The organism is Variovorax sp. Varisp46 (genome assembly GCF_059491885.1).
The window spans coordinates 3,798,055-3,820,720 of the sequence record NZ_CP168515.1; the positions used below are offsets into that span (position 1 = coordinate 3,798,055).

19 protein-coding genes are annotated in these 22,666 nt (G+C 67.0%); 12 read left to right on the forward strand and 7 right to left on the reverse strand.

All coding sequences use genetic code 11. The annotated features are described in order from the left end of the window. Positions 1-22: 22 nt before the first annotated feature. From ACEN9N_RS17910 to serA, 4 genes are all read right to left on the reverse strand, one after another. The gene (locus ACEN9N_RS17910; protein ID WP_495654183.1) at positions 23-436 is read right to left on the reverse strand and encodes a gamma-butyrobetaine hydroxylase family protein; all 414 of its coding nucleotides are present in this window, start codon (positions 434-436) and stop codon (positions 23-25) included. Beyond that, a complete protein-coding gene (locus tag ACEN9N_RS17915; RefSeq protein ID WP_495654184.1) occupies positions 436-873 on the reverse strand; it encodes an HIT family protein in 438 nt (145 codons plus the stop codon). The genes ACEN9N_RS17910 and ACEN9N_RS17915 overlap by 1 nt, the downstream gene beginning before the upstream one ends. Next, positions 870-4,748, reverse strand: coding sequence for a DUF3683 domain-containing protein (locus ACEN9N_RS17920; RefSeq protein WP_495654185.1), 3,879 nt, complete (start codon positions 4,746-4,748; stop codon positions 870-872). The genes ACEN9N_RS17915 and ACEN9N_RS17920 overlap by 4 nt, the downstream gene beginning before the upstream one ends. A 270-nt stretch (positions 4,749-5,018) precedes the next feature. Further along, positions 5,019-6,251, reverse strand: a complete 1,233-nt coding sequence (gene serA / locus ACEN9N_RS17925; protein ID WP_056593990.1) for a phosphoglycerate dehydrogenase — start codon at positions 6,249-6,251, stop codon at positions 5,019-5,021. A 228-nt stretch (positions 6,252-6,479) separates the two neighbouring features. On the opposite strand from serA, the gene ugpB reads away from it, so the two are divergent. The 6 genes from ugpB (at position 6,480) to ACEN9N_RS17955 (ending at position 14,149) form a co-directional block, all read left to right on the forward strand. Continuing rightward, a complete protein-coding gene (gene ugpB, locus ACEN9N_RS17930) occupies positions 6,480-7,793 on the forward strand; it encodes a sn-glycerol-3-phosphate ABC transporter substrate-binding protein UgpB (RefSeq protein WP_007837114.1) in 1,314 nt (437 codons plus the stop codon). Between the two features lie 101 nt (positions 7,794-7,894). Then, a complete protein-coding gene (gene ugpA, locus ACEN9N_RS17935; protein ID WP_007837109.1) occupies positions 7,895-8,776 on the forward strand; it encodes a sn-glycerol-3-phosphate ABC transporter permease UgpA in 882 nt (293 codons plus the stop codon). 1 nt (position 8,777) lies between these two features. Further along, the gene (ugpE, locus tag ACEN9N_RS17940) at positions 8,778-9,629 is read left to right on the forward strand and encodes a sn-glycerol-3-phosphate ABC transporter permease UgpE (protein WP_007837107.1); all 852 of its coding nucleotides are present in this window, start codon (positions 8,778-8,780) and stop codon (positions 9,627-9,629) included. Positions 9,630-9,752: 123 nt separating this feature from the next. After that, positions 9,753-10,760, forward strand: coding sequence for a sn-glycerol-3-phosphate ABC transporter ATP-binding protein UgpC (ugpC, locus tag ACEN9N_RS17945; protein WP_042674438.1), 1,008 nt, complete (start codon positions 9,753-9,755; stop codon positions 10,758-10,760). A 124-nt stretch (positions 10,761-10,884) separates the two neighbouring features. After that, positions 10,885-11,628: a glycerophosphodiester phosphodiesterase gene (ugpQ, locus tag ACEN9N_RS17950; RefSeq protein WP_495654186.1), complete on the forward strand. Its 744-nt coding sequence runs from the start codon at positions 10,885-10,887 to the stop codon at positions 11,626-11,628. A 52-nt stretch (positions 11,629-11,680) separates the two neighbouring features. Then, positions 11,681-14,149, forward strand: a complete 2,469-nt coding sequence (locus ACEN9N_RS17955) for a DUF3772 domain-containing protein (RefSeq protein WP_413314787.1) — start codon at positions 11,681-11,683, stop codon at positions 14,147-14,149. 58 nt (positions 14,150-14,207) lie between these two features. On the opposite strand, the gene ACEN9N_RS17960 is transcribed toward ACEN9N_RS17955, so the two are convergent. After that, complete coding sequence (locus tag ACEN9N_RS17960) at positions 14,208-14,486, reverse strand: hypothetical protein (RefSeq protein ID WP_007833272.1); 279 nt, start codon at positions 14,484-14,486, stop codon at positions 14,208-14,210. A gap of 112 nt (positions 14,487-14,598) precedes the next feature. On the opposite strand from ACEN9N_RS17960, the gene hemA reads away from it, so the two are divergent. The 6 genes from hemA (at position 14,599) to paeA (ending at position 20,150) form a co-directional block, all read left to right on the forward strand. Beyond that, positions 14,599-15,870 carry a glutamyl-tRNA reductase gene (hemA, locus tag ACEN9N_RS17965; protein ID WP_413314786.1) on the forward strand — a complete coding sequence of 424 codons (1,272 nt, stop codon included), beginning with the start codon at positions 14,599-14,601 and terminating at the stop codon, positions 15,868-15,870. A gap of 95 nt (positions 15,871-15,965) precedes the next feature. Next, positions 15,966-17,054 carry a peptide chain release factor 1 gene (gene prfA, locus ACEN9N_RS17970; protein ID WP_007833268.1) on the forward strand — a complete coding sequence of 363 codons (1,089 nt, stop codon included), beginning with the start codon at positions 15,966-15,968 and terminating at the stop codon, positions 17,052-17,054. After that, positions 17,054-17,905, forward strand: a complete 852-nt coding sequence (prmC, locus tag ACEN9N_RS17975; protein ID WP_413314811.1) for a peptide chain release factor N(5)-glutamine methyltransferase — start codon at positions 17,054-17,056, stop codon at positions 17,903-17,905. Before prfA ends, prmC begins: the two co-directional genes overlap by 1 nt. Before the next feature lie 29 nt (positions 17,906-17,934). After that, complete coding sequence (grxD, locus tag ACEN9N_RS17980; RefSeq protein ID WP_495654187.1) at positions 17,935-18,261, forward strand: Grx4 family monothiol glutaredoxin; 327 nt, start codon at positions 17,935-17,937, stop codon at positions 18,259-18,261. Positions 18,262-18,277: 16 nt separating this feature from the next. Beyond that, positions 18,278-18,784: a cupin domain-containing protein gene (locus tag ACEN9N_RS17985; protein WP_007833262.1), complete on the forward strand. Its 507-nt coding sequence runs from the start codon at positions 18,278-18,280 to the stop codon at positions 18,782-18,784. 55 nt (positions 18,785-18,839) lie between these two features. After that, entirely contained in the window at positions 18,840-20,150 is a 1,311-nt protein-coding gene (paeA, locus tag ACEN9N_RS17990; RefSeq protein ID WP_495654188.1) for a polyamine export protein PaeA, read from the forward strand. A 7-nt stretch (positions 20,151-20,157) separates the two neighbouring features. Here the strand turns inward: paeA and ACEN9N_RS17995 are convergent, their stop codons facing one another. Together ACEN9N_RS17995 and ACEN9N_RS18000 are read right to left on the reverse strand one after the other, a co-directional pair. Further along, complete coding sequence (locus tag ACEN9N_RS17995) at positions 20,158-20,835, reverse strand: lytic transglycosylase domain-containing protein (protein ID WP_007833257.1); 678 nt, start codon at positions 20,833-20,835, stop codon at positions 20,158-20,160. After that, a complete protein-coding gene (locus ACEN9N_RS18000) occupies positions 20,832-22,577 on the reverse strand; it encodes a proline--tRNA ligase (RefSeq protein WP_495654189.1) in 1,746 nt (581 codons plus the stop codon). Before ACEN9N_RS18000 ends, ACEN9N_RS17995 begins: the two co-directional genes overlap by 4 nt. Positions 22,578-22,666: the final 89 nt, after the last annotated feature.

Here is a 22,666-nt window from a genome sequence, read left to right on the forward strand (position 1 = left end):
GAGCACCGCGCAGATTCGCGGCTCAGTGGCTGCCGCAGGCGTGGCCGCCCTTGTCGAGCATCGGCGTGTCGCGCTCGACGCCCGCTTCGGCCAGCCGGCGCTCGTAGGCAGCCCACAGCTCGGCCTGCTTCGCGCCCAGTTCGTAGAGCAGGTCCCACGAGTAGATGCCGGTGCTGTGGCCGTCGCTGAAGGTCGGCTGCACGGCGTAGTTGCCGACCGCTTGGAGGTCGACGAGTTCGACGTCGCGCTTGCCCGTCTGCAGGATTTCCTGGCCCGGGCCGTGGCCCTGCACTTCGGCCGACGGCGAGTAGATGCGCATCAGCTCGAAGGGAATGCGGAAGGTCGAGCCATCCGAGAAGCCCACTTCGAGCACGCGCGACTGGCCATGCACGGTGATCGACTGCGGCGTCGGTGCGCCCTGTTTCAAGCCTGCCATCAGAAGCTCCTTGTACCCAGGCGTTCGATCATCGCAGCCTCGACGGCCGGCAGGCGCGCGGCGACATGCGCCTCGTGCGCGGTATTCCGTGCGCGCTGCACGGGTGCCCATACCGAGCCCGGGAAATGGCTGTCGTCGGCGAAACGCGCAATCACGTGCCAATGCAGGTGCGGCACCATGTTGCCGAGCGCGGCGATGTTCACCTTGGCGGGATGCAGGTGCTCGCGCAGGCACTGCTCCACCGCCACCACCGCGTCCATGCACAGCGCGCGGCCGGTGGCATCGAGATCCGAGAACTCCGGCGCATGCGCGCGCCAGACCACGCGATAGAAGGCCGGGAAACCTGCCTCTTCCGCGTGGACGACGCGCAGCTTCGCACCCTCGAACACGACGCGTCCGCCAGGGCCTTCGCAGAGCGGGCAGCCTTGCGCCGTCATACCAGCACCCGCTCGATCCCGCCCTGGTTGGCCGCGGCCACGTATTCGGGCATCCAGTCCTTGCCGAGGAGCTTGTTGGCCATCTCGACCACGATGTAGTCGGCCTCGAGCAGTCCGTTGTTCAGGTCGTTGCCGTAGCGCGAGAGGCCTTGCAGGCAGCTCGGACAGCTGGTGAGGATCTTCACGTTGTCCTTCGCGCCGACCTTGCCGCTGTCGCGCAGCGCGGCCTCGCCCTTTTTCAGCTCTTCTTCCTTGCGGAAGCGGATCTGCGTCGAGATGTCGGGCCGCGACACGCCCAGCGTGCCCGACTCGCCGCAGCAGCGGTCGTTCTTGAGCACGTTGTCGCCGACCAGCGCCTTCACGGTCTTCATCGGGTCCTGCTGCTTCATCGGCGAATGGCACGGGTCGTGATAAAGATAGCCGCCACCGCCGGCATCGGCCAGCGTGATGCCCTTCTCCAGCAGGTACTCGTGGATGTCGATGATGCGGCAGCCCGGGAAGATCTTGTCGAACTGGTAGCCCTGCAGCTGGTCGTAGCAGGTGCCGCAACTCACCACCACCGTCTTGATGTCGAGGTAGTTGAGCGTGTTGGCCACGCGGTGGAAGAGCACGCGGTTGTCCGTGATCATCTTCTCCGCCTTGTCGTACTGGCCGCTGCCGCGCTGCGGATAGCCGCAGCACAGGTAGCCCGGCGGCAGCACCGTCTGCACGCCCGCGTGCCACAGCATCGCCTGCGTGGCAAGGCCGACCTGCGAGAACAGGCGCTCCGACCCGCACCCCGGAAAGTAGAAAACCGCCTCGGTTTCCGACGTGGTCGCCTTCGGGTTGCGGATGATCGGCACGTAGTCCGCATCCTCGATGTCGAGCAGCGCGCGCGCCGTCTTCTTCGGCAGGTTGCCCGGCATCTTCTTGTTGATGAAGTGGATCACCTGCTCCTTGACCGGTGCCGGGCCGAGCGTGGCCGGCGGCGCCGAGGTCTGCTTCTTCGCGAGGCCGCGCAGCAGGTCGTTGGCCAGGCGCTGCGCCTTGAAGCCCACGCCCACCATGCCCGCGCGCACCGCCTTGATGGTCTGCGGATTGGTCGCGTTGAGGAAGAACATCGCGGCCGCGTTGCCTGGGCGGAAGCTCTTCTGCCCCATCTTGCGCAGCAGGTTGCGCATGTTCATCGACACGTCGCCGAAATCGATCTTCACCGGGCATGGCGTGAGGCACTTGTGGCACACGGTGCAGTGGTCGGCCACGTCCTCGAACTCCTCCCAGTGCTTGATGCTGATGCCGCGCCGGGTCTGCTCTTCGTAGAGGAAGGCCTCCACCAGCAGCGAGGTCGCGAGGATCTTGTTGCGCGGGCTGTAGAGCAGGTTGGCGCGCGGCACGTGCGTGGCGCACACCGGCTTGCACTTGCCGCAGCGCAGGCAGTCCTTCACGCTGTCGGCAATGGCGCCGATGTCGCTCTGCTGCATGATCAACGACTCGTGCCCCATGAGGCCGAAGCTCGGCGTGTAGGCGTTGGTCAGGTCGGCGTGCAGCGTCTGAGCCTGGCCTGCCGGCGCACGCAGCAGCTTGCCCTTGTTGAAGCGGCCTTCGGGGTCGACTTTGGCCTTGTACTCGGTAAACGGACGCAGCTCCTCGTCGCTCAGGAATTCGAGCTTGGTGATGCCGATGCCGTGCTCGCCCGAGATCACGCCGTCGAGGCTGCGTGCCAGAGCCATGATGCGCACCACCGCGGCATGCGCGGTCTGCAGCATGTCGTAGTTGTCGCTGTTGACGGGGATGTTGGTGTGCACGTTGCCGTCGCCCGCGTGCATGTGCAGCGCGACCCACACGCGGCCTTTGAGCACCTGCTTGTGGATGGCCGCGCATTCGGCAACGATGGGGGCGAACTCCACGCCGCTGAAGATTTCCTGCAGCGGCTGGCGCAGCTGGGTCTTCCAGCTGGCGCGCAGGGTGTGGTCCTGCAGCTGCGGGAACAGCGTGTCGACGTCGCGCAGCCATTCGGCCCAGAGCGCGCGCACGCCCTGCACCAGCGCGACGGCCTGCGCCACGCGGTCTTCGAGCAGCTCGGCCGCCGGGATTTCATGCGCGTCGTCGGTCTTGCCCAGCGGCAGGTTGCCGCGCAGCAGGAAGGCTTCGAGCGCGTCGGTGAGCGCGAGCTTGTTCTGCAGCGACAGCTCGATGTTGATGCGCTCGATGCCGTCGCTGTACTCGGCCATGCGCGGCAGCGGGATCACCACGTCCTCGTTGATCTTGAAGGCGTTGGTGTGCTTGCTGATGGCGGCCGTGCGCTTGCGGTCGAGCCAGAACTTCTTGCGCGCCTCGGGGCTGATGGCGATGAAGCCTTCGCCGCTGCGCGAGTTGGCGATGCGCACCACTTCGGAGGTGACGCGCGCCACCGCATCGGCGTCGTCGCCGGCGATGTCGCCGAACAGCACCATCTTCGGCAGGCCGCCGTGCTTCTTCGACTTGGTGGCGTAGCCCACGGCCTTCAGGTAGCGGTCGTCCAGGTGTTCGAGGCCGGCCAGCAGCACGCCCGAGCGCTTCTGCTCGGCGAACATGAAGTCCTTGATCTCGACGATGCTGGGCACGGCGTCCTTGGCGTTGCCGAAGAATTCGAGGCACACGGTGCGCGTGTGCGCGGGCATCTTGTGCACCACCCAGCGGCAGCTGGTGATGAGGCCGTCGCAGCCCTCCTTCTGGATGCCCGGCAGGCCCGAGAGGAACTTGTCGGTCACGTCCTTGCCGAGGCCTTCCTTGCGGAAGGTGCGCCCCGGAATGTCGAGGCGCTCGGTGCGCAGCTTCGTCTTGCCGTCGGCCGCGTAGTACTGCAGCTCGAACACGGCGCTCTCGGCGTCATGGATCTTGCCGAGGTTGTGGCCGATGCGAGTGACTTCGAGCCATTCGGCCTGCGGCGTCACCATGCGCCACGAGGCGAGGTTGTCGAGCGCGGTGCCCCAGAGCACGGCCTTCTTGCCGCCGGCGTTCATGGCGACGTTGCCACCGACGCACGAGGCCTCGGCCGAGGTCGGATCGACGGCGAACACGAAGCCCGCGCGCTCGGCCGCATCGGCCACCCGCTGGGTGACCACACCGGCTTCGGTCCAGATGGTGGGCACCTGGGCTTCGAGGCCGGGCAGCGAGACGTGTTCGACCTCGGTCATCGCCTCGAGCTTCTCGGTGTTGATGACCACGCTCTTCCATGTCAGCGGGATGGCGCCGCCGGTGTAGCCGGTGCCGCCTCCGCGCGGGATGATGGTCAGGCCCAGCTCGATGCAGCCCTTCACCAGCAGCGCCATCTCAGCCTCGGTGTCGGGGCACAGCACCACGAACGGGTACTCCACGCGCCAGTCGGTGGCGTCGGTCACGTGCGAGACGCGCGACAGGCCGTCGAACTTGATGTTGTCCTTGGCCGTGAGCCTGCGCAGCGCGCGCGTGGCCTTGCGGCGCAGGGCGGCGACCTCGCGGAACTTGGTGTCGAACGCGGCCACCGCCTCGCCCACGAGGCCGGTGAGTTCGCCCACGAGCTGGTCGCGCGGCAGGTCGCTGTCGGGGGTGCGGCGCTTCTGCACCTCGGCCAGGCGGTGCCGCAGGGCATCGACCAGCTGGCCGCGGCGGCGCGGGTTGTCGAGCAGGTCGTCGACGAGGTAAGGGTTGCGCTGGACGACCCAGATGTCGCCGAGCACTTCGTAGAGCATGCGCGCCGATCGGCCGGTGCGGCGCTCGGCGCGCAGGGTCTGGAGCAGTTCCCAGCCGCGCTCGCCCAGCAGGCGAATCACGATCTCTCGGTCGGAGAAGCTGGTGTAGTTGTACGGGATCTCGCGCAGTCGTACGGGCTCTGCGGCCTGTGACAACAGCGTATTCAACGCAGTCGGAGCATTCATCGGGTGGGGCCCTTGGCCAGGCGCTGCGCGCCCATGTAGCCGGGGGAATGATTTTAGGGCAGGGCTTGGGGTCTTGCCTTGGGGTCCTGGCGTTGTCCTTGTGCCAGGGACGTCGCGCGGGCTGGGCCGTACCGCATACCGGACGCCTGTCGTGGCTTTGATGCCGCTGCCCTCACCCCAACCCTCCCCTGGAGGGAGAGGGAGCAAAACCGGGAGCGGGCTCCAAGGAAAGGGGCACAGCACCCAGCGCCGTACCCGGGGAAACCCAAATCAGAACAGCACGCGGCTGCGGATCGTCCCGCTCACCTTCGCCAGCTTCTCCAGCGCCAGGTCGGAAGAAGCCGCGTCGATGTCCATCACCACGTAGCCGATCTTCTCGTTCGTCTGCAGGAACTGCGAGGAGATGTTGATGTTGTTGTCCGAGAAGATCTTGTTGATCTCGGACAGCACGCCCGGCACGTTGCGGTGGACGTGCAGCAGGCGGTGCTTGCCCGGGTGCGCCGGCAGCGCCACCTCCGGAAAGTTGACCGAAGAAGTCGAGGTGCCGTTGTCGCTGTACTTGACCAGCTTCTCGGCCACTTCCAGCCCGATGTTGGCCTGGGCCTCCATCGTCGATCCGCCGATGTGCGGCGTCAGGATCACGTTGTCCAGGCCCCGCAGCGGCGACAGGAACTCGTCCTTGTTGGTGCGCGGCTCCACCGGAAACACGTCGATGGCGGCGCCCAGCAGTTTCTTGCTCTTCAGGGCCTCGGCCAGCGGCTCGATCTCGACCACCGTGCCGCGCGAGGCGTTCAGCAGGATGGCGCCCGGCTTCATCGCGGCGATCTCGGCCGCGCCGATCATCCACTGCGTGGCCTGGGTCTCGGGCACGTGCAGCGTCACGATGTCGCTCTGCGCCAGCAGCTGGTGCAGCTCGCGCACCTGGCGCGCATTGCCCAGCGGCAGCTTGGTGACCACGTCGAAGAAGGCCACATGCATGCCCAGCGCCTCGGCCAGCACCGACAGCTGCGCGCCGATCGAGCCGTAGCCCACGATGCCCAGCGTCTTGCCGCGGATCTCGAACGCGTTGTCGGCCGACTTGAGCCAGCCGCCGCGGTGCGCCACCGCGCTCTTTTCGGGCACTCCGCGCAGCAGCAGGATGGCTTCGGCCAGCACCAGCTCGGCCACCGAGCGGGTATTGGAGTAAGGGGCATTGAAAACGGCCACGCCGTGCTCGCGCGCCGCCTCGAGGTCGACCTGGTTGGTGCCGATGCAGAAGCACCCGGCGGCCACCAGCTTGTGGGCGGCTGCGAACACCTCGGCCGTCAGCTGGGTGCGCGAACGGATGCCCAGGAAGTGGACATCGGCGATCTTGGCCTTGAGTTCGGCGTCGGGCAGTGCGCCCGGCAGCGACTCGATGTTGGTGTAGCCGGCGGCGCGCAACACCTCCACGGCCGAGGGGTGGATGCCTTCGAGCAAGAGGAACTTGATCCTGCTTTTGTCGAGGGAGGTTTTGCTGCTCATGGCGGTCTCGCGGAAGCCCCGGCCATGGCGACAAGCTAGGCCAGAAAAAGGGAGGGCGATGCTAGCATGGTGCAGCGCAGCATGCAGGGTTGTCGCCCGCGCCGGGCATGAGGCCAAAGGGGTTTCCCTGATTGGAAGAAAGCGGCGCTCCGTGCGCCAATGTGACGCGGCTGTGTCATGCACATGCCCTAGCATCCGCGCTTTCCATTTCCCCCTTCAGGAGTCTTCATGCGATTCAAGACGCTCGCGCTGGCATCGGCGTTGGCCGCCACCACGCTATTCAACGTGGCGCAGGCCCAGACCGAGATCCAATGGTGGCACTCGATGACCGCCGTCAACAACGAATGGGTCAACGACCTGGCCAAGCAGTTCAACGAGAGCCAGAAGGAATACAAGGTCGTGCCGACCTTCAAGGGCACGTACGACGAATCGATGACGGCGTCCATCGCGGCCTTCCGCGCCGGCAACGCACCGCACATCCTGCAGGTTTTCGAAGTGGGCACCGCCACCATGATGGCCAGCAAGGGCGCGATCGTGCCGGTCGGCCAGGTCATGAAGGACGCGGGCGAGAAGTTCGACCCGGCCGCCTACATCCCCGCCGTGGCCGGCTACTACACCGCCCCCAATGGCCAGATGCTGAGCTTCCCCTTCAACAGCTCGACCACCATCTTCTATTTCAACAAGGACGCCTTCAAGGCCGCCGGCCTGCCCACCGACAAGGCGCCGTCGACCTGGCCCGAAGTGGTCGCCGCCGCCGCCAAGCTCAAGGCCAGCGGCCACAAGTGCCCGTTTACCACGGCCTGGCAGAACTGGACGCAGGTCGAGAGCTTCTCGGCCTGGCACAACGTGGAGTTCGCGAGCAAGTCCAACGGCCTGCAGGGCCTGGACGCGCGCCTGAAGGTGAACTCGCCGCTGCACCAGCGCCACATCGAGAACCTGGCCAGCATGGCCAAGCAGGGCCTGTTCATCTACAAGGGCCGCGGCAACGTGCCTGAAGCCTCGTTCGTCTCGGGCGAGTGCGCCATGATCAACACGTCCTCGGGCTTCTATGGCAACGTGGCGAAGAACGCCAAGTTCGCCTACGGCCTGGCGCCCCTGCCCTACTACCCGGACGTGCCGGGCGCACCGCAGAACACCGTGATCGGCGGCGCCAGCCTGTGGGTCATGTCGGGCAAGAAACCGGCCGAGTACAAGGGCGTGGCCAAGTTCTTCAGCTTCATCTCGACGCCTGAAGTGCAGTCCGCCAGCCACAAGCGCACGGGCTACCTGCCCGTGACCATGGCCTCGTACAAGCTCACCGAGGACTCGGGCTTCTACAAGCAGAACCCCGGCACCGACGTGGCCGTGACACAGATGATCCGCAAGGTCACCGACAAGAGCCGCGGCATCCGCCTGGGCAACTACGTGCAGATCCGCGCCATCGAGGACGAAGAGCTCGAACAGGTCTGGAACGGCAAGAAAACCGCCAAGGAAGCCCTCGACGCCATCGTGACCCGCGGCAACGAGCAGCTGGAACGCTTCCAGAAGGCCAACAAGAGCTGACGATCGACGACCGGACCCCTCGCGTGTCCGGCTAACATCGCCCGCCCCCGTCCGCTCTTGCGCAAGAGCGGGCCGGGCGGGATTTTTTATGTAGAGGGTTCATGGAAAAACGCGTTTTCTTTCGCTCGGGCTGGTTGCCCTGGCTGCTGCTGGCACCGCAGATGGCGGTGATCCTCGTGTTTTTCTTCTGGCCGGCGGCACAAGCCATCCTGCAATCGATGCAGCAGCAGGACGCATTCGGCACATCCGTCGACTTCGTCGGGCTGCAGAACTTCAAGGACCTGTTCCACGACCCGGCCTATGGCGAGTCGTTCAAGACCACCGCCGTCTTCTCGGTGCTGGTGGCCACCATCGGCCTGAGCCTGTCGCTGACGCTGGCCGTCTTTGCCGATCGCATCGTGAGCGGGGGCATGTTCTACAAGACCATGCTGATCCTGCCCTACGCCGTGGCGCCCGCCGTGGCAGCCGTGCTCTGGGTCTTCATGTTCTCCCCTTCGCTGGGCGTGGTCGCCTATGCGCTCGGCAAGATCGGCATCGACTGGAACCACCTGCTCAATTCAAAGCACGCGATGACGCTGATCGTGATGGCCGCGGTGTGGAAGCAGATCTCGTACAACTTCCTGTTCTTCCTGGCTGGCCTGCAGTCCATTCCCAAGTCGCTGATCGAGGCGGCGGCCATCGACGGCGCGCGCCCATGGCGCCGCTTCTGGACGGTGCAGTTCCCGCTGCTGTCTCCCACCACCTTCTTCCTGCTGGTGATGAACGTGGTCTACGCGTTCTTCGACACCTTCGCCATCGTTCACGCGGCCACCGAAGGCGGTCCGGGCAAGGACACGGAAATCCTCGTCTACAAGGTCTATCACGACGGCTTCAAGGCGCTGGACCTGGGTGGCTCGGCCGCGCAGTCGGTCGTGCTGATGGTGATCGTGATCGCGCTCACCATCGTGCAATTCCGCTACGTCGAGAAAAAGGTGCAGTACTGACATGGTTGAAAGAAGAAGCACTCAGGGCGTCCTGGCCCACGTGGTGATGATCCTCGGCGTCCTGATCGTCGCCTTCCCCATCTACCTCGCCTTCGTGGCGTCCACCCACACCGCACAGGAAATCGTGCAGCGGCCGATGCCGCTGCTGCCGGGCTCGAACATGCTCGACAGCTACAAGGGCGCGCTCTTCGGCCGCGCGAGCAGCGCAGGCTCCAACGCCCCGGTGGCCCACATGATGTGGGTCAGCCTGGTGACGGCACTGGTCATCGCCATCGGCAAGATCGCCATCTCGCTGCTGTCGGCCTTCGCCATCGTCTACTTCCGCTTCCCCTTCAAGAAGATCTGCTTCTGGGCGATCTTCGTGACACTGATGCTGCCGGTGGAAGTGCGCATCCTGCCCACCTACAAGGTGCTGTCTGACCTGAGCATGCTGAACAGCTACGCAGGCCTCACGGTGCCGCTGATCGCGTCGGCCACGGCCACCTTCCTGTTCCGCCAGTTCTTCCTGACCGTGCCCGAGGAACTCACCGAGGCATCGCGAATGGATGGCGCGAGCCCGATGCGCTTCTTCTTCGACGTGCTGCTGCCGCTGTCGAAGACCAGCATTGCCGCGCTCTTCGTGATCCAGTTCATCTACGGCTGGAACCAGTACCTGTGGCCGCTGCTGGCGGTCACCAACGAGGACATGTACCCGATCGTGGTCGGTATCAAGCGGCTCATCGCCGGCGGTGACGGCCAGAACGAATGGAACGTCGTGATGGCCACCGCCATCCTCGCCATGCTGCCGCCCGCGCTGGTGGTTGTGCTGATGCAAAAGTGGTTCGTCAAGGGCCTTGTTGATACAGAGAAATAGGCTCGCCCCCAGGCTTCGCGCACTTCGTGTCGCTACGCCTTCCCCCTACCGGGGGCAACACCAGCGGCCCGGCAAAGCCGGTTCCGCGGTGTTCCTGAAAAATATCGGAGAACTCGAATAAACATGGCTGCACTTTCCCTACGCAACGTCATCAAGCGCTACGGCCACGGGCCGAAAGCCAACCAGGTCATCCACGGCGTGAGCGCCGAGATCGCCAACCATGAATTCATCGTGATCGTCGGCCCCTCGGGCTGCGGCAAGTCCACGCTGCTGCGCATGGTGGCCGGCCTGGAGGAAGTCTCGGCCGGCGAGATCGCCATCGGCGGCAAGGTGGTGAACCAGCTCGAACCCTCCGAGCGCGACATCGCCATGGTGTTCCAGAACTACGCGCTGTACCCGCACATGAGCGTGTTCGCGAACATGGCCTACGGCCTGAAGATCGCCAAGGTACCGGTCGATGAGATCAAGGTGCGCGTCGACAAGGCCGCGAAGATCCTCGAACTCGGCCACCTGCTGGAGCGCAAGCCGCGCGAACTCTCCGGCGGCCAGCGCCAGCGCGTGGCCATGGGCCGCGCCATCGTGCGCCAGCCGCAGGTTTTCCTGTTCGACGAACCGCTGTCGAACCTCGACGCCAAGCTGCGCGCGCAGACGCGCCTCGAAATCCAGAAGCTGCACCGCGAACTCGGCATCACCTCGCTGTTCGTCACGCACGACCAGGTCGAGGCGATGACGCTGGCGCAGCGCATCATCGTGATGAACGGCGGCGTGATGGACCAGTTCGCGACGCCCGAAGAGGTGTACTCGCGTCCGGCGACCACCTTCGTGGCGAGCTTCATCGGCTCGCCGCCGATGAACCTGCTCAAGCATGCGCCGGGCGTGCGGCCCGGCCAGATCCTGGGCATCCGCCCCGAACACCTGAAGCTCGACGAGAGCGGCTGGACGGTGCAGGTCGAGCAGGTCGAGCTGCTGGGCGCCGAGCGCCTGGTGTACGGCCGCATCGGCGATGAGCAGATCATCATGCGCACTGACGAAGGCGACCATCCGCCGGTGGCAGGCGACACGGTGAAGATCGCCGCACGCGAAGACAAGCTGCACTGGTTCGACGCCGGCTCCGGCAAGCGCGCGGACTAATGCTCGCCCCCAGGCTTCGCGCACTTCGTGTCGCTTCTCCTACCCCCTACCGGGGACGACACCAGCGGCCCGGCAAAGCCGGTTCCGCGGTGTCCCACGAAGAAGCCGAAAGCCAACTCAGGAAATGATCATGAATTCCTGGCCCTACCCCCGCTGGGTCGCTCACCGCGGCGCCGGCAAGCTGGCTCCCGAGAACACTCTTGCCGCGTTCCGGCTCGGCGCGGCATACGGCTACCGCATGTTCGAGTGCGACGCCAAGCTCAGCGCCGACGGCGTGCCCTTCCTGATGCACGACGCCACACTGGACCGCACCACCAGCGGCCACGGCACCGGTGGCGCCCAGCCCTGGAGCGCGCTGGCGCAGCTCGATGCGGGCAGCTGGCACTCACGCGCCCATGCGGGCGAACCGCTGCCCACGCTGGAGAACCTCGCGCGCTACTGCCTGGCGAACGGCCACCTGCTGAACATCGAGATCAAGCCGACGCCGGGCGTCGAGCGCGAAACCGGCGAGGTGGTGGCGCGTGAGGCTGCGCGCCTGTGGCAAGGCGCGGCCGTACCGCCGCTGCTCACGTCCTTCCAGGTCGAATCGCTGAAAGGCGCGCAAGCGGTGCAGCCAGAGCTGCCGCGCGGTCTGCTGCTCGACACGCTGTGGAACGGCTGGCTCGAAGCCGCGCAACAGTTGGGTTGCGTGGCCATCGTCTGCAATCACGCGCTGTGGGACGCCGCAGTAGTCGCGCAGGTGCACGGCGCCGGCATGCGCGCGCTGAGCTACACGGTGAACGACGAATGGGCGGCGCAGCGGCTGATCGGCCTGGGTACCGACGGCATCATCACCGACCGGGTCGACCTGTTCAGCCCGGCCGGCTGAGGCGCACGTTTCTTACAGGCTCTTACCTCATGGCCGCTTCTATGATGCGGCCATGAATCGGACCTCTCGCCTGGCGGGCTTCGGCCTCGCCATCCTGCTGGCCCTGTCGGTGTGCGGCGCGTTCGCGCAGCCCGATGCCAGCATGAACGCCGGCACCGGCAATCCCAACAACAGCGCCAACACCGCCGCCGCGGCAGCCCCCGCGCCCACCGTGGCCGAACTGCGGGCGCAATTCAACAAGCTCACCGCCGACCCGGGCAAGGGCGGCGACGCCGAGGACGACCCGCGCAAGCAGATCGGGCAGATCAACGACATCGGCGCGCAGGCGGACAAATTCGTCGCCGCGCGCACCGGCGACCTCGCAGACCTCAACGCACGCCTGGGCGAGCTCGGCAACCCGCCCGCTGCCGGCAGCACCGAAGACCCCGGCATCACGCGCCAGCGCGCGCAGCTGACGAAGGAGCGCAACGCGCTCGACGCCGACATCCGGCTTGCGAAGCTTCTGTCCATCGACGTGCGCCAGCGCGGCGCCGACCTGGTCACGCAGCGCCGCGCACTGTTCGAGGCCCAGCTCACCGAGCGCGCGGCCTCGCCGCTCACCGAGGCCTTCTGGAACGACCTGCAGGAGGCCTGGCCCGACGACCTGGCGCGGCTGCAGGCCATGGGCACGGCCCTCGGCGACGGCATCGAACAGGCGCTGGCACCCGCATCGCGCACGGCGGTGATCGCCGCGCTGATAGGCGCGCTGCTGTTGGCCTTCCTGGGCGTCTGGGGTGCCGAGCACCTGCTGGCGCGGCTCTCCATGCGGGTGCTGCCGGCCGGCAGGCTGCGCCGCTCGTTGCTGGTGATCGCCATCGTCGCGAGCCACGTGCTGCTGGTGGCGGTAGCCGCGCACGGCTTCGTGGAAGTGCTCAAGACCTACGCCACCTGGGACCCGCAGGCGCGCAAGGCGCTGCAATCGGCGGCGCAGGCGCTGACCTTCATGGCCTTCGTCATCGGCCTGGGCCGCGCGCTGCTGGCCACTTCGCGCCCCTCATGGCGGCTGCCGCCGATCCCCGACGCCACGGCCAGCCGGCTTGCCGCGCTGCCCTGGCTGGTGGCGCTGGTGGCGGCACTGGCCTGGACGCCGGCCGAGATCAATGCGCTGATCGACGCCAGCTTCGCCGCCGTGGTGACCACGCATGTGCTGACGGCGCTGGTGCTGACGGCCCTGGTGGGCACGGTGATCTACCGGCTCAAGGCGCTGCGCGCCGATGCGCCCGAGGCCGGCCTGCCCGAGCGGCCGATGTGGGTCGGCCTGCTGGTGGCGCTGATCGGCATGCTGATGATCGCCATCTGGGTGCTGGTGGCGCTGGGCTACGTGGCGCTGGGCAGCTTCCTGGCCTCGCAGCTGACCTGGAGCGGCATCGTGGCCGCTGCCTTCTACGTGCTGTTCAAGTTCGCCGACGACGTGTTCATGGCCAGCGTAGCCTCGCGCAGCACCTTCGGCCAGAAGCTGCAGAAGAGTTTCAGCCTCGCACCGCAGACGCTGGACCAGGCGGCCACGGTGCTGTCGGGCATCAGCCGCGTGGCGCTGTTCGTCTACATGCTGATCGCGCTGGCCGCGCCGCTGGGCACATCTCCGAGCGAAGTGTTCCAGCGCAGCGGCAAGCTCGGCACCGGCGTGAAGGTGGGCGAATTCCAACTGGTGCCGGGCGCGATCCTGAGCGCGGTGGCGGTGGCGGTGTTGGGCTTCATCGTCCTGCGCATCTTCAAGCGCTGGCTCACGCGCAGCTACCTGCCGAACACGCAGTTCGAGCCGGGCATGCAGAACTCGATCACCACGCTGCTGGGCTACGTGGGCGGCATCATGGTGATTGCGTTCTCCCTGTCGGCGCTGGGCATCGGCATCGAGCGCATCGCGTGGGTGGCGAGCGCGCTGTCGGTGGGCATCGGCTTCGGGCTGCAGGCGATCGTGCAGAACTTCATCTCCGGGCTGATCCTGCTGGCGGAGCAGCCGGTGAAGGTGGGCGACTGGGTGGTGCTGGGCACGGCCGAGGGCGACGTGCGGCGCATCAACGTGCGCGCCACCGAGATCCAGCTTGGCGACCGTTCGACACTCATCGTGCCGAACTCGGAGTTCATCACCAAGACGGTTCGCAACATGACGCTGGCCAATGCCGAGGGCCGCGTGCTGATCCGCCTGCCGATGCCGCTGACCACCGACGCGCAGCGCGTGCGCGATCTGATCCTCGCGGCCTGCAGGGGGCACGAAGGCGTGCTGGAAACGCCGGCGCCGTCGCTCACGCTCGAGGGTATCGAGAACGGGCTGCTGATCTTCCAGGCGATCGCCTATGTGGCGAGCCCCCGGCTCGCGGGCGGCGTGCGCAGCGACCTGCTGTTCGTGATCCTCGACGAGCTCAGGAAAGCCGCGTTGCCGATGGCGACGCCGACCACCTTCATGATGGCGCCCTCCGAGCCGGCCGCGGCGGCGCCGGCACCCGCGACGTCCAACTCGCCGATCCCCGGCATGCCGACCTGAGCCTCGCTGCGGCGGCAGCGCCGCGGTGCACGCCGCCGCAGCCCGGAGTCGATCGGCCCTATCGGCGCCAGCCGCGCATCGCCAGCCACTGGACGGTGCCGCAGGCCACCACAAGCGCAGCGTAGGTCGCCATCATCCCGTCGCGCCCGAACACCACGAGGCCGATCACCGACACGCCGACACCCACGGCAAAGGTCAGCGCCCACTGCACCCACCAGCGCGGGACGCCGGCGCGCCCGCCGCCCAGGAACCGGCCGGCAAGAGCCAGCACCAGGGCCAGGAAGGCCGCCGGAGCGACGAAATTGAACAGGTGATCGAGGAGGGCCAGCAGGTCCATCGGAGGGAATTGCGCGTGCGCCGGGACATGCGGCGAAGGATATGGCTGTCATAGGGAAAGCCATTTGTCCCTCCGCAAGGCTCATGCGGCTGCTGATTTTATAATCACGGCCATGTCAGTCTGGGCTCTCGGCTTGAACCACACGACCGCGCCGCTCGACCTGCGCGGTCGTTTCGCGTTCGCGCTCGACCAAATCGCCCCCACGCTGCAGAGCCTGCGCAGTTCCTTTGCCTCCGGCCGCCACCCCCAGGTCGAGGCCGCGATCATCTCCACCTGCAATCGCACCGAGATCTATTGCGCCTCGGAACAGGCCGCACTCGACCACACCTTCGGCTGGCTGGCGCAAAGCGGCGGCGTGGCCCCGGCCCTGCTGCGATCGCACGCCTACACGCTTCAGGACGACGAGGCCGCCCGCCATGCCTTCCGCGTGGCCAGCGGGCTCGACTCGATGGTGCTCGGCGAAGCTCAGATCCTCGGCCAGATGAAAGATGCCGTGCGCGCGGCCGAAACCGCCGGCGCGCTCGGCAGCACGCTGAACCAGCTGTTCCAGCGCTCTTTCGCGGTGGCGAAGGAAGTCCGCACCGCCACCGAGATCGGCGCGCACTCCATCAGCATGGCCGCCGCGGCGGTCCGGCTCGCTGGCCAGCTCTTCGAAGACCTTCATCAAACGCGCGTGCTGTTCGTCGGCGCAGGCGAGATGATCGACCTCGCGGCCACGCACTTCGCAGCCAAGGAACCCAGGTCGATCGCCATTGCCAACCGCACGCTCGAGCGCGGCGAAAAACTGGCGTCGCGCTTCGGCGCCGAAGCGATGCGCCTGGCCGACCTGCCGGCGCGACTCGCCGAGTTCGACATCATCGTGAGCTGCACGGCGAGCACGCTGCCGATCATCGGCCTGGGCGCCGTGGAGCGCGCGCTCAAGGCACGCAAGCACCGCCCGATGTTCATGGTCGACCTGGCCGTGCCGCGCGACATCGAGCCCGAAGTGAAGGCGCTCGAGGACATCTACCTCTACACCGTCGACGACCTCGCACAGGTCGTGCAACAGGGCCAGGCCAACCGCCAGGCGGCTGTCGCGCAGGCCGAAGTCATCATCGACGCCGGCGTGCAGAGCTTCATGCACTGGCTGGGCCAGCGCGGCACCGTGCCGCTGATCCAGCAGCTCAATGCGCAGGCCGACGAATGGCGTGCCGCCGAGATGGCGCGCGCACGCAAGCTGCTGGCGAGGGGCGAATCGGTCGATGCCGTGCTCGAGGCCATGTCGCGCGGGCTCACGCAGAAGATGATGCACGGCGCCATGGCCGAACTGCACGCGGGCGATGCTGCCTCGCGCGAGCAGACGGCGCAGGCCATCTCGCGCCTGTTCCTGCGCAAAGAGCGTTAGCGACGCTCGTCGTCGCCAGGCCCGATCGGCCGCGGTCTTCATGCGCGCTGCCCTTTTGCGGCAGCACCTCCATATTTTTCGAGTCCCGTTCCTCCGTGAAATCCTTTCTGCGCCACCAACTCGAACGCTACGCCCAACGCCTCGGCGAGCTCGACTTCCTGCTCTCGCGCGAAGACATCATGAGCGACATGGCGCAGTACCGCACCATCTCGCGCGAGCATGCCGAAGTCACGCAGATCGCCGGCCGCTACGAGCGCTACAGGCAGCGCGAGGCCGACATCGCCGGTGCCAGGGAGATGCTCGACGACCCCGACATGGCCGAGATGGCAAAGGAAGAAATCGCGGGCGCCGAAGCCGAGCTGGTGCAGCTCGAAGAAGAACTGCAGCGCCTGCTGCTGCCGAAGGACCCCGACGACGCGCGCAACGCCTTCCTCGAAATCCGCGCCGGTACCGGCGGCGACGAATCGGCCCTGTTCGCGGGCGACCTGCTGCGCATGTACACGCGCTACTGCGAGCGCGCCGGCTGGCGCTGCGAGGTGGTGAGCGAGAGCGAAAGCGAGCTCGGCGGCTACAAGGAAGTGGTGATCCGCATCGTCGGCGACGAGGTGTTCGGCCACCTGCGCTTCGAGTCGGGCGGCCACCGCGTTCAGCGCGTGCCGGCGACCGAAACACAAGGCCGCATCCACACCAGCGCCTGCACGGTCGCCGTGCTGGCCGAGCCCGACGAGACCGTGGCCGTGCAGATCAACCCGGCCGACCTGCGCATCGACACCTACCGCGCAAGCGGCGCGGGCGGACAGCACATCAACAAGACCGACTCGGCCGTGCGCATCACGCACATCCCCACCGGCATCGTGGCCGAGTGCCAGGACGACCGCAGCCAGCACCGCAACAAGGCCAAGGCGCTGCAGGTGCTGTCGGCGCGCATTCAGGAGAAGGACCGCAGCGAGCGAGCGGCCAAGGACGCGGCCATGCGCAAGGGCCTGATCGGCAGCGGCGACCGCTCGGACCGCATCCGCACCTACAACTTTCCGCAGGGCCGGCTCACCGACCACCGCATCAACCTCACGCTCTACAAGCTGCTCGCGATCATGGAAGGCGACCTTGGCGACGTGCTCGACGCGCTGCGCGCCGCGCGTGAGGCCGAACAGCTGGCCGAGCTGGAATCGAGCCTGCCAGCGTGATGACCGCCGACGACCCGAAGCCGTCCACCGTGGCGCAGGCACTGGCCGCGGCCGTCGCGCTGGGCGTGGAGCGGCTCGACGCGCAGTTGCTGCTGCTGCACGCGCTGGGCCGGGCGCCGCATGACCGCGCCTGGCTGCTGGCGCACGACACCGATGCGATGCCCGACGCGGCGTGGGCCGCGCTCTGCGCGCAGTTGTCGCGCCGCCTCGCAGGCGAGCCGGTCGCGTATCTGCTCGGCGAGAAGGAGTTCCACGGCCTCGCCCTGCACGTCGACCCACGCGTGCTGGTGCCGCGGCCCGACACCGAGGCGCTGGTCGAATGGGCGCTGCAGTGCCTCGAGGGCCATGTCGCCCCGCGCGTGCTCGATCTCGGCACGGGCAGCGGTGCGATCGCACTGGCCCTGCAACATGCCCGCCGCGATGCGCAAGTCGACGCGGTCGACGCCAGCGCCGACGCATTGGCGGTCGCCCAGGCCAACGCGCAGCGCCTCGGCCTGCCGGTGCGCTTCACCGAAGCGAGCTGGCTCGACGGCGCCGGCAGCGGCTACACGGTCATCGCGAGCAACCCACCGTACATCGCCGCCGGCGACCCGCACCTGCCCGCCCTGCGCCATGAACCCGTTTCCGCATTGGTCGCGGGCGCCGACGGCCTCGACGACATCCGCCAGATCGTGCAGAACGCTCCCGGCCACCTCGCCGAAGGCGGCTGGCTGCTGCTCGAACACGGCCACGACCAGGCCGCGGCCGTGCGTCAATTGCTCGCCGCGCGCGGTTTCGCCGAAGTGCAAAGCCGCGACGACCTCGCCGGCATCCAGCGCTGCTCCGGCGGAATCTGGCGCACGGTGAAATAATCCCCCCAGCCCACTTTTCAGGAGTCCCCATGTCCGACGCCCAGCAACGCATCGACGACCTCGTCAAGACCAACGACCTCGTGCTCTTCATGAAGGGCAACGCAAGCTTTCCGATGTGCGGCTTCTCTGGCCGCGCGATACAGATCCTGAAGGCGGTCGGCGTCGACACCAAGACGCTCAAGACCGTCAACGTGCTCGAAGACGACGGCATCCGCCAGGGCATCAAGGAATACAGCAACTGGCCCACGATTCCGCAGCTCTACGTGAAGGGCGAGTTCGTCGGCGGCTCGGACATCATGATGGAGATGTACGAATCAGGCGAACTGCAGCAGGTCATCGGCGGCGGCGCAGCCTGATTCCACGGGACCCGCAATGAGCCACGATCACGCGGATCACGGCCATTCGCATGAAGAAGGCGAGTCGGCCTGGAAGCACGATGGCGTGCGCGTGATCGCGGCCAACCAGCTCGACGCCAACACCGCCCAGACGCCCGGCATGAACCGGGCAGCGGCCATCAACTTCGCCCGCGTGGGTGCGCAGAAGCTCTGGGCCGGCACCGTGACCATCCACGCCGACGCCAAGACCGGCGCCCATCACCACGGGCATCTCGAATCGGTGATCTACGTCGTGCGCGGCCGGGCCCGCATGCGCTGGGGCGAAAAGCTTGAGTTCACGGCCGAGGCCGGACCGGGCGACTTCATCTACGTGCCGCCCTACGTGCCGCACCAGGAGATCAACGCCAGCGCGACCGAGACGCTCGAATGCGTGCTGTGCCGCAGCGATGGCGAAGCGGTGGCGGTCAACCTCGACATCGAACCCGTCGAAAAGCCCGAATCGGTACTCTGGGTCGACCCCACGCATCCGCAGGGCGGGGTCTGAGCACTTTTCGGGTGCCGAGTCATGGCACCATGGTGGCCGTCTTCGACGTGCCACCATGACCCTGACCCAAAGCCTGCTCATCATCGCCATGCTGATCGCGATGAGCGCGTTCTTCTCCCTTGCCGAAATCACCCTGGCCGCCTCGCGCCGCCTGCGCCTGCGCCAGATGGCCGACGAGGGCGACCCCCGGGCCGAGAAGGTGCTGCGCGTGCAGGAGCAACCCGGCCACTACTTCACCGTGGTGCAGATCGGCCTGAACGCGGTGGCGATCCTCGGCGGCGTGGTCGGCGAGGGCTCGCTCAGCCCCTACTTCGCGGTGTTCTTCGAGAAATGGCTGAGCGTCGAGGCCTCCGCCAACGCGGCCTTCCTGTGCTCGTTCGTCATCATCATCGCGGTGTTCCTGGTGTTCGCCGACCTGTTCCCCAAGCGGCTGGGCATGAGCAACCCCGAGCAGTTGGCGGTGCGCATGGTCGGGCCGATGCAGGTGCTGATCACCACCTTCAAGCCTCTGGTGTGGTTCTTCACGCGTTGTACCGACCTGCTTTTCAAAGTGCTCGGCATGCCGATGGCGCGCGACGACAAGATCACCTCGGCCGACATCCTCGCGATGACCGAGGCCGGCGCACGGGCCGGCGTGCTCGCGGTGCGCGAGCAGCAGGTGATCGCCAACGTGTTCGAGCTGGAGACGCGCCTGGTCAGCAGCGTGATGACGGCGCGCGACAGCATCGCCTGGTTCCTGCACGACGACCCCGAGACGGTGCTGCGTGCGCGCATCGTGGCCGAGCCCTACTCGGCGTATCCGGTGTGCGACGGCGACATCGACCACGTACTCGGCTACGTCGATGCCAAGGACATGTTCCAGCGTGTGCTGAGCGGCCAGCCGCTGGCCTTCGACCAGGGCCTGCCGCTGCACAAGGCGCTGGTGATTCCCGATCGCCTGTCGCTTACCGAGGTGCTCGAACAGTTCCAGCAGGCGCACGAGGACTTCGCGATCATCGTCAACGAATACAGCCTCGTGGTGGGCGTGATCACGCTCAACGACGTGATGAGCACGGTGATGGGCGACCTCGTCTCCATGCCCGACGAGGAGCAGATCGTGCAGCGCGACGAGAACTCGTGGCTGATCGACGGCGTCACGCCCATCCAGGACGTGCAGCGCGCACTGCACATCGACGAACTGCCTCACTCGGAGGAGTACGAGACGCTGGCCGGCTTCCTGATGGTGATGCTGCGCCGCGTACCCAAGCGCACCGACAACGTGACCTGGGGCGGCTACACCTTCGAGGTGATGGACGTGGACAGCTACCGCATCGACCAAGTGATGGTCACGAAGGGCTCGGCCACCGCCAAGGCGCCGGCCGGCTGACGGAGGCTCAGCCTGCGGAGGCGGGGTCCTTCTCGCGCTCGCGCTCCCTGTCGTTGAACACCCAGAGCCGCTGGTTCGCGAACACCGCGTTCGGGTACGGCGACTTGCCGCGGCTGCCGTTGTAGCGGCCCAGCGTCATGTACAGGTCGCCGTTCTCGCGGTCGAGGTAGTGGCGAAGAATGACGCAGCCGAAGCGCAGGTTGGTCTGCATGTGAAACAACTTGGCCGGGTCGGCGTCGCCGATCACGCGCGTCCAGAACGGCATGACCTGCATGTAGCCACGCGCACCGGCGCTCGACACGGCGAACTTGCGGAAATTGCTCTCGACCTGGACGAGCCCGAGCACCAGGCTCACGTCGAGCCCCGAGCGCTTGGCTTCGTACCAGGCGGTCTGCAGGAATTCGATGCGCGATGGCGCATCGGCAACCTTCTTGCGCAGCCGCTCACTCATCTCGCCCAACCAGCGCAGGTAGGCAAGCCGGGCCTCGGTGTTCGCGAACTGGGGCACCGGCGGTGCCTTGTTGTGGATGGCCGAGCTGAGCGCAGTGCGCACCGAGTCGATCAGCGGCTCCTCGATCTGCGCACCGGCCAGGGCGGTCTGTGGCAGCGACAGCATGGCGAGGGCGCTTGCCGTCACGGCGCCGCCCAGGCACTGGCGTCGCGAGAGGCCGCCCTCCACGCTCATTTCGCGAGCTTGCCGGTGATGAACTCCGCAATGCCGGCCGCAGGCACCTTGGTGGCCGCCGTGTCACGGCGGTGCTGGTATTCGAGCTGGCCTTCCTTCAGACCGCGGTCCGAGATCACTACGCGGTGCGGCACGCCGATGAGCTCCCAGTCGGCGAACATCGCGCCGGGGCGCTCGCCGCGGTCGTCGAGCAGCACGTCGACGCCGGCAGCGAGCAGTTGCTCATGCAGCGCTTCGGCGGCCACCTTGACCTCGGGGCTGCGGTCCATGCCGATCGGGCAGACCACCACCGTGAACGGGGCCAGCGCGTCGGGCCAGATGATGCCGCGCTCGTCGTGATTCTGTTCGATGGCCGCCGCCGGCAGGCGCGTGATGCCGATGCCGTAGCAGCCCATCTCGAGGAACTGCGGCTTGCCACCTTCGTCGAGGTAGGTGGCGTTCATGTCCTTGCTGTACTTGGTGCCGAGCACGAACACGTGGCCGACCTCGATGCCGCGCTCGATGGCCAGCACGCCCTTGCCGTCGGGCGAGGCGTCGCCGGCGACCACGTTGCGCAGGTCGGCGACCAGGTCGGGCTCGGACAGGTCGCGGCCCCAGTTGACGCCGGTCATGTGGAAGTCGATCTCGTTGGCGCCCGTGATCCAGTCGGCCATCACGGCCACCTCGCGGTCGGCCACCATCCTGACGGGCTTCCTGAGGTTCAGCGGGCCAAGGTAGCCCGGCTTGCAGCCGAAGTGCTCGTCGATCTCGGCCAGGGTCGCGAAGCGAAAGCCCTTGTCCAGGCCCGGCAGCTTGCCGACCTTGATCTCGTTCATCTCGTGGTCGCCGCGCAGCAGCAGCAGCCAGACCTGCGAGCCCTTGGGGTTGCCTGCGTCGTCGACAATGTCGGTGGCCAGCACGAGCGACTTGACCGTGGTCGACAGCGGCACGCCGAGCAGCACTGCAACGTCTTCGCAGGTGGCCTTGCCCGGAGTGGGCGTCTTCTCGAGCGCCTTGGCGGCGGCAGGGCGCGGGCCGGCCGGGGCCAGGGCCTCGGCCTTTTCCATGTTGGCGGCGTAATTGCTGTCGGGGCAGTAGACGATGGCGTCCTCGCCCGTGGCGGCGATCACCTGGAACTCTTCGCTCAGGTCCCCGCCGATGGCGCCGCTGTCGGCCGCCACGGCGCGATAGCGCAAGCCGAAGCGGTCGAAGATGTTGCGGTAGGCCTGCGCCATGACCTGGTAGCTGGCCTTGGCCGCGTCGAGGTCGCGGTCGAAGCTGTAGGCGTCCTTCATGATGAATTCGCGCCCGCGCATCAGTCCGAAGCGCGGGCGGCGCTCGTCGCGGAACTTGGTCTGGATCTGGTAGAAATTCTTCGGCAGCTGCTTGTAGCTGCGGATTTCCTGGCGCGCGATGTCCGTCACCACCTCTTCGCTGGTCGGCTGGATCACGAAGTCGCGGTCGTGCCGGTCCTTGATGCGCAGCAGCTCGGGGCCCATCTTCTCGAAGCGGCCGGTCTCCTGCCAGAACTCGGCAGGCTGCACCACGGGCATCGTCATCTCGACGGCGCCGGCGCGGTTCATCTCCTCGCGCACGATGGCTTCGACCTTGCGGATCACGCGCAGTCCCATGGGCATGTAGGTGTAGATGCCCGTGCCGAGCTTCTTGATCATGCCGGCGCGCATCATGAGCCGGTGGCTCGCGACCTCGGCGTCAGCGGGCGCTTCCTTGAGGGTGGAGACAAAAAATCGGGAAGCTTTCATCGGGATTGCGGTGATGGATTCGCTGGATTCGAAGTTTGGAAGTGGGGGACTGCTCCCCCGGAGAGACCCTGAGAGCCTGGCATCGGCAG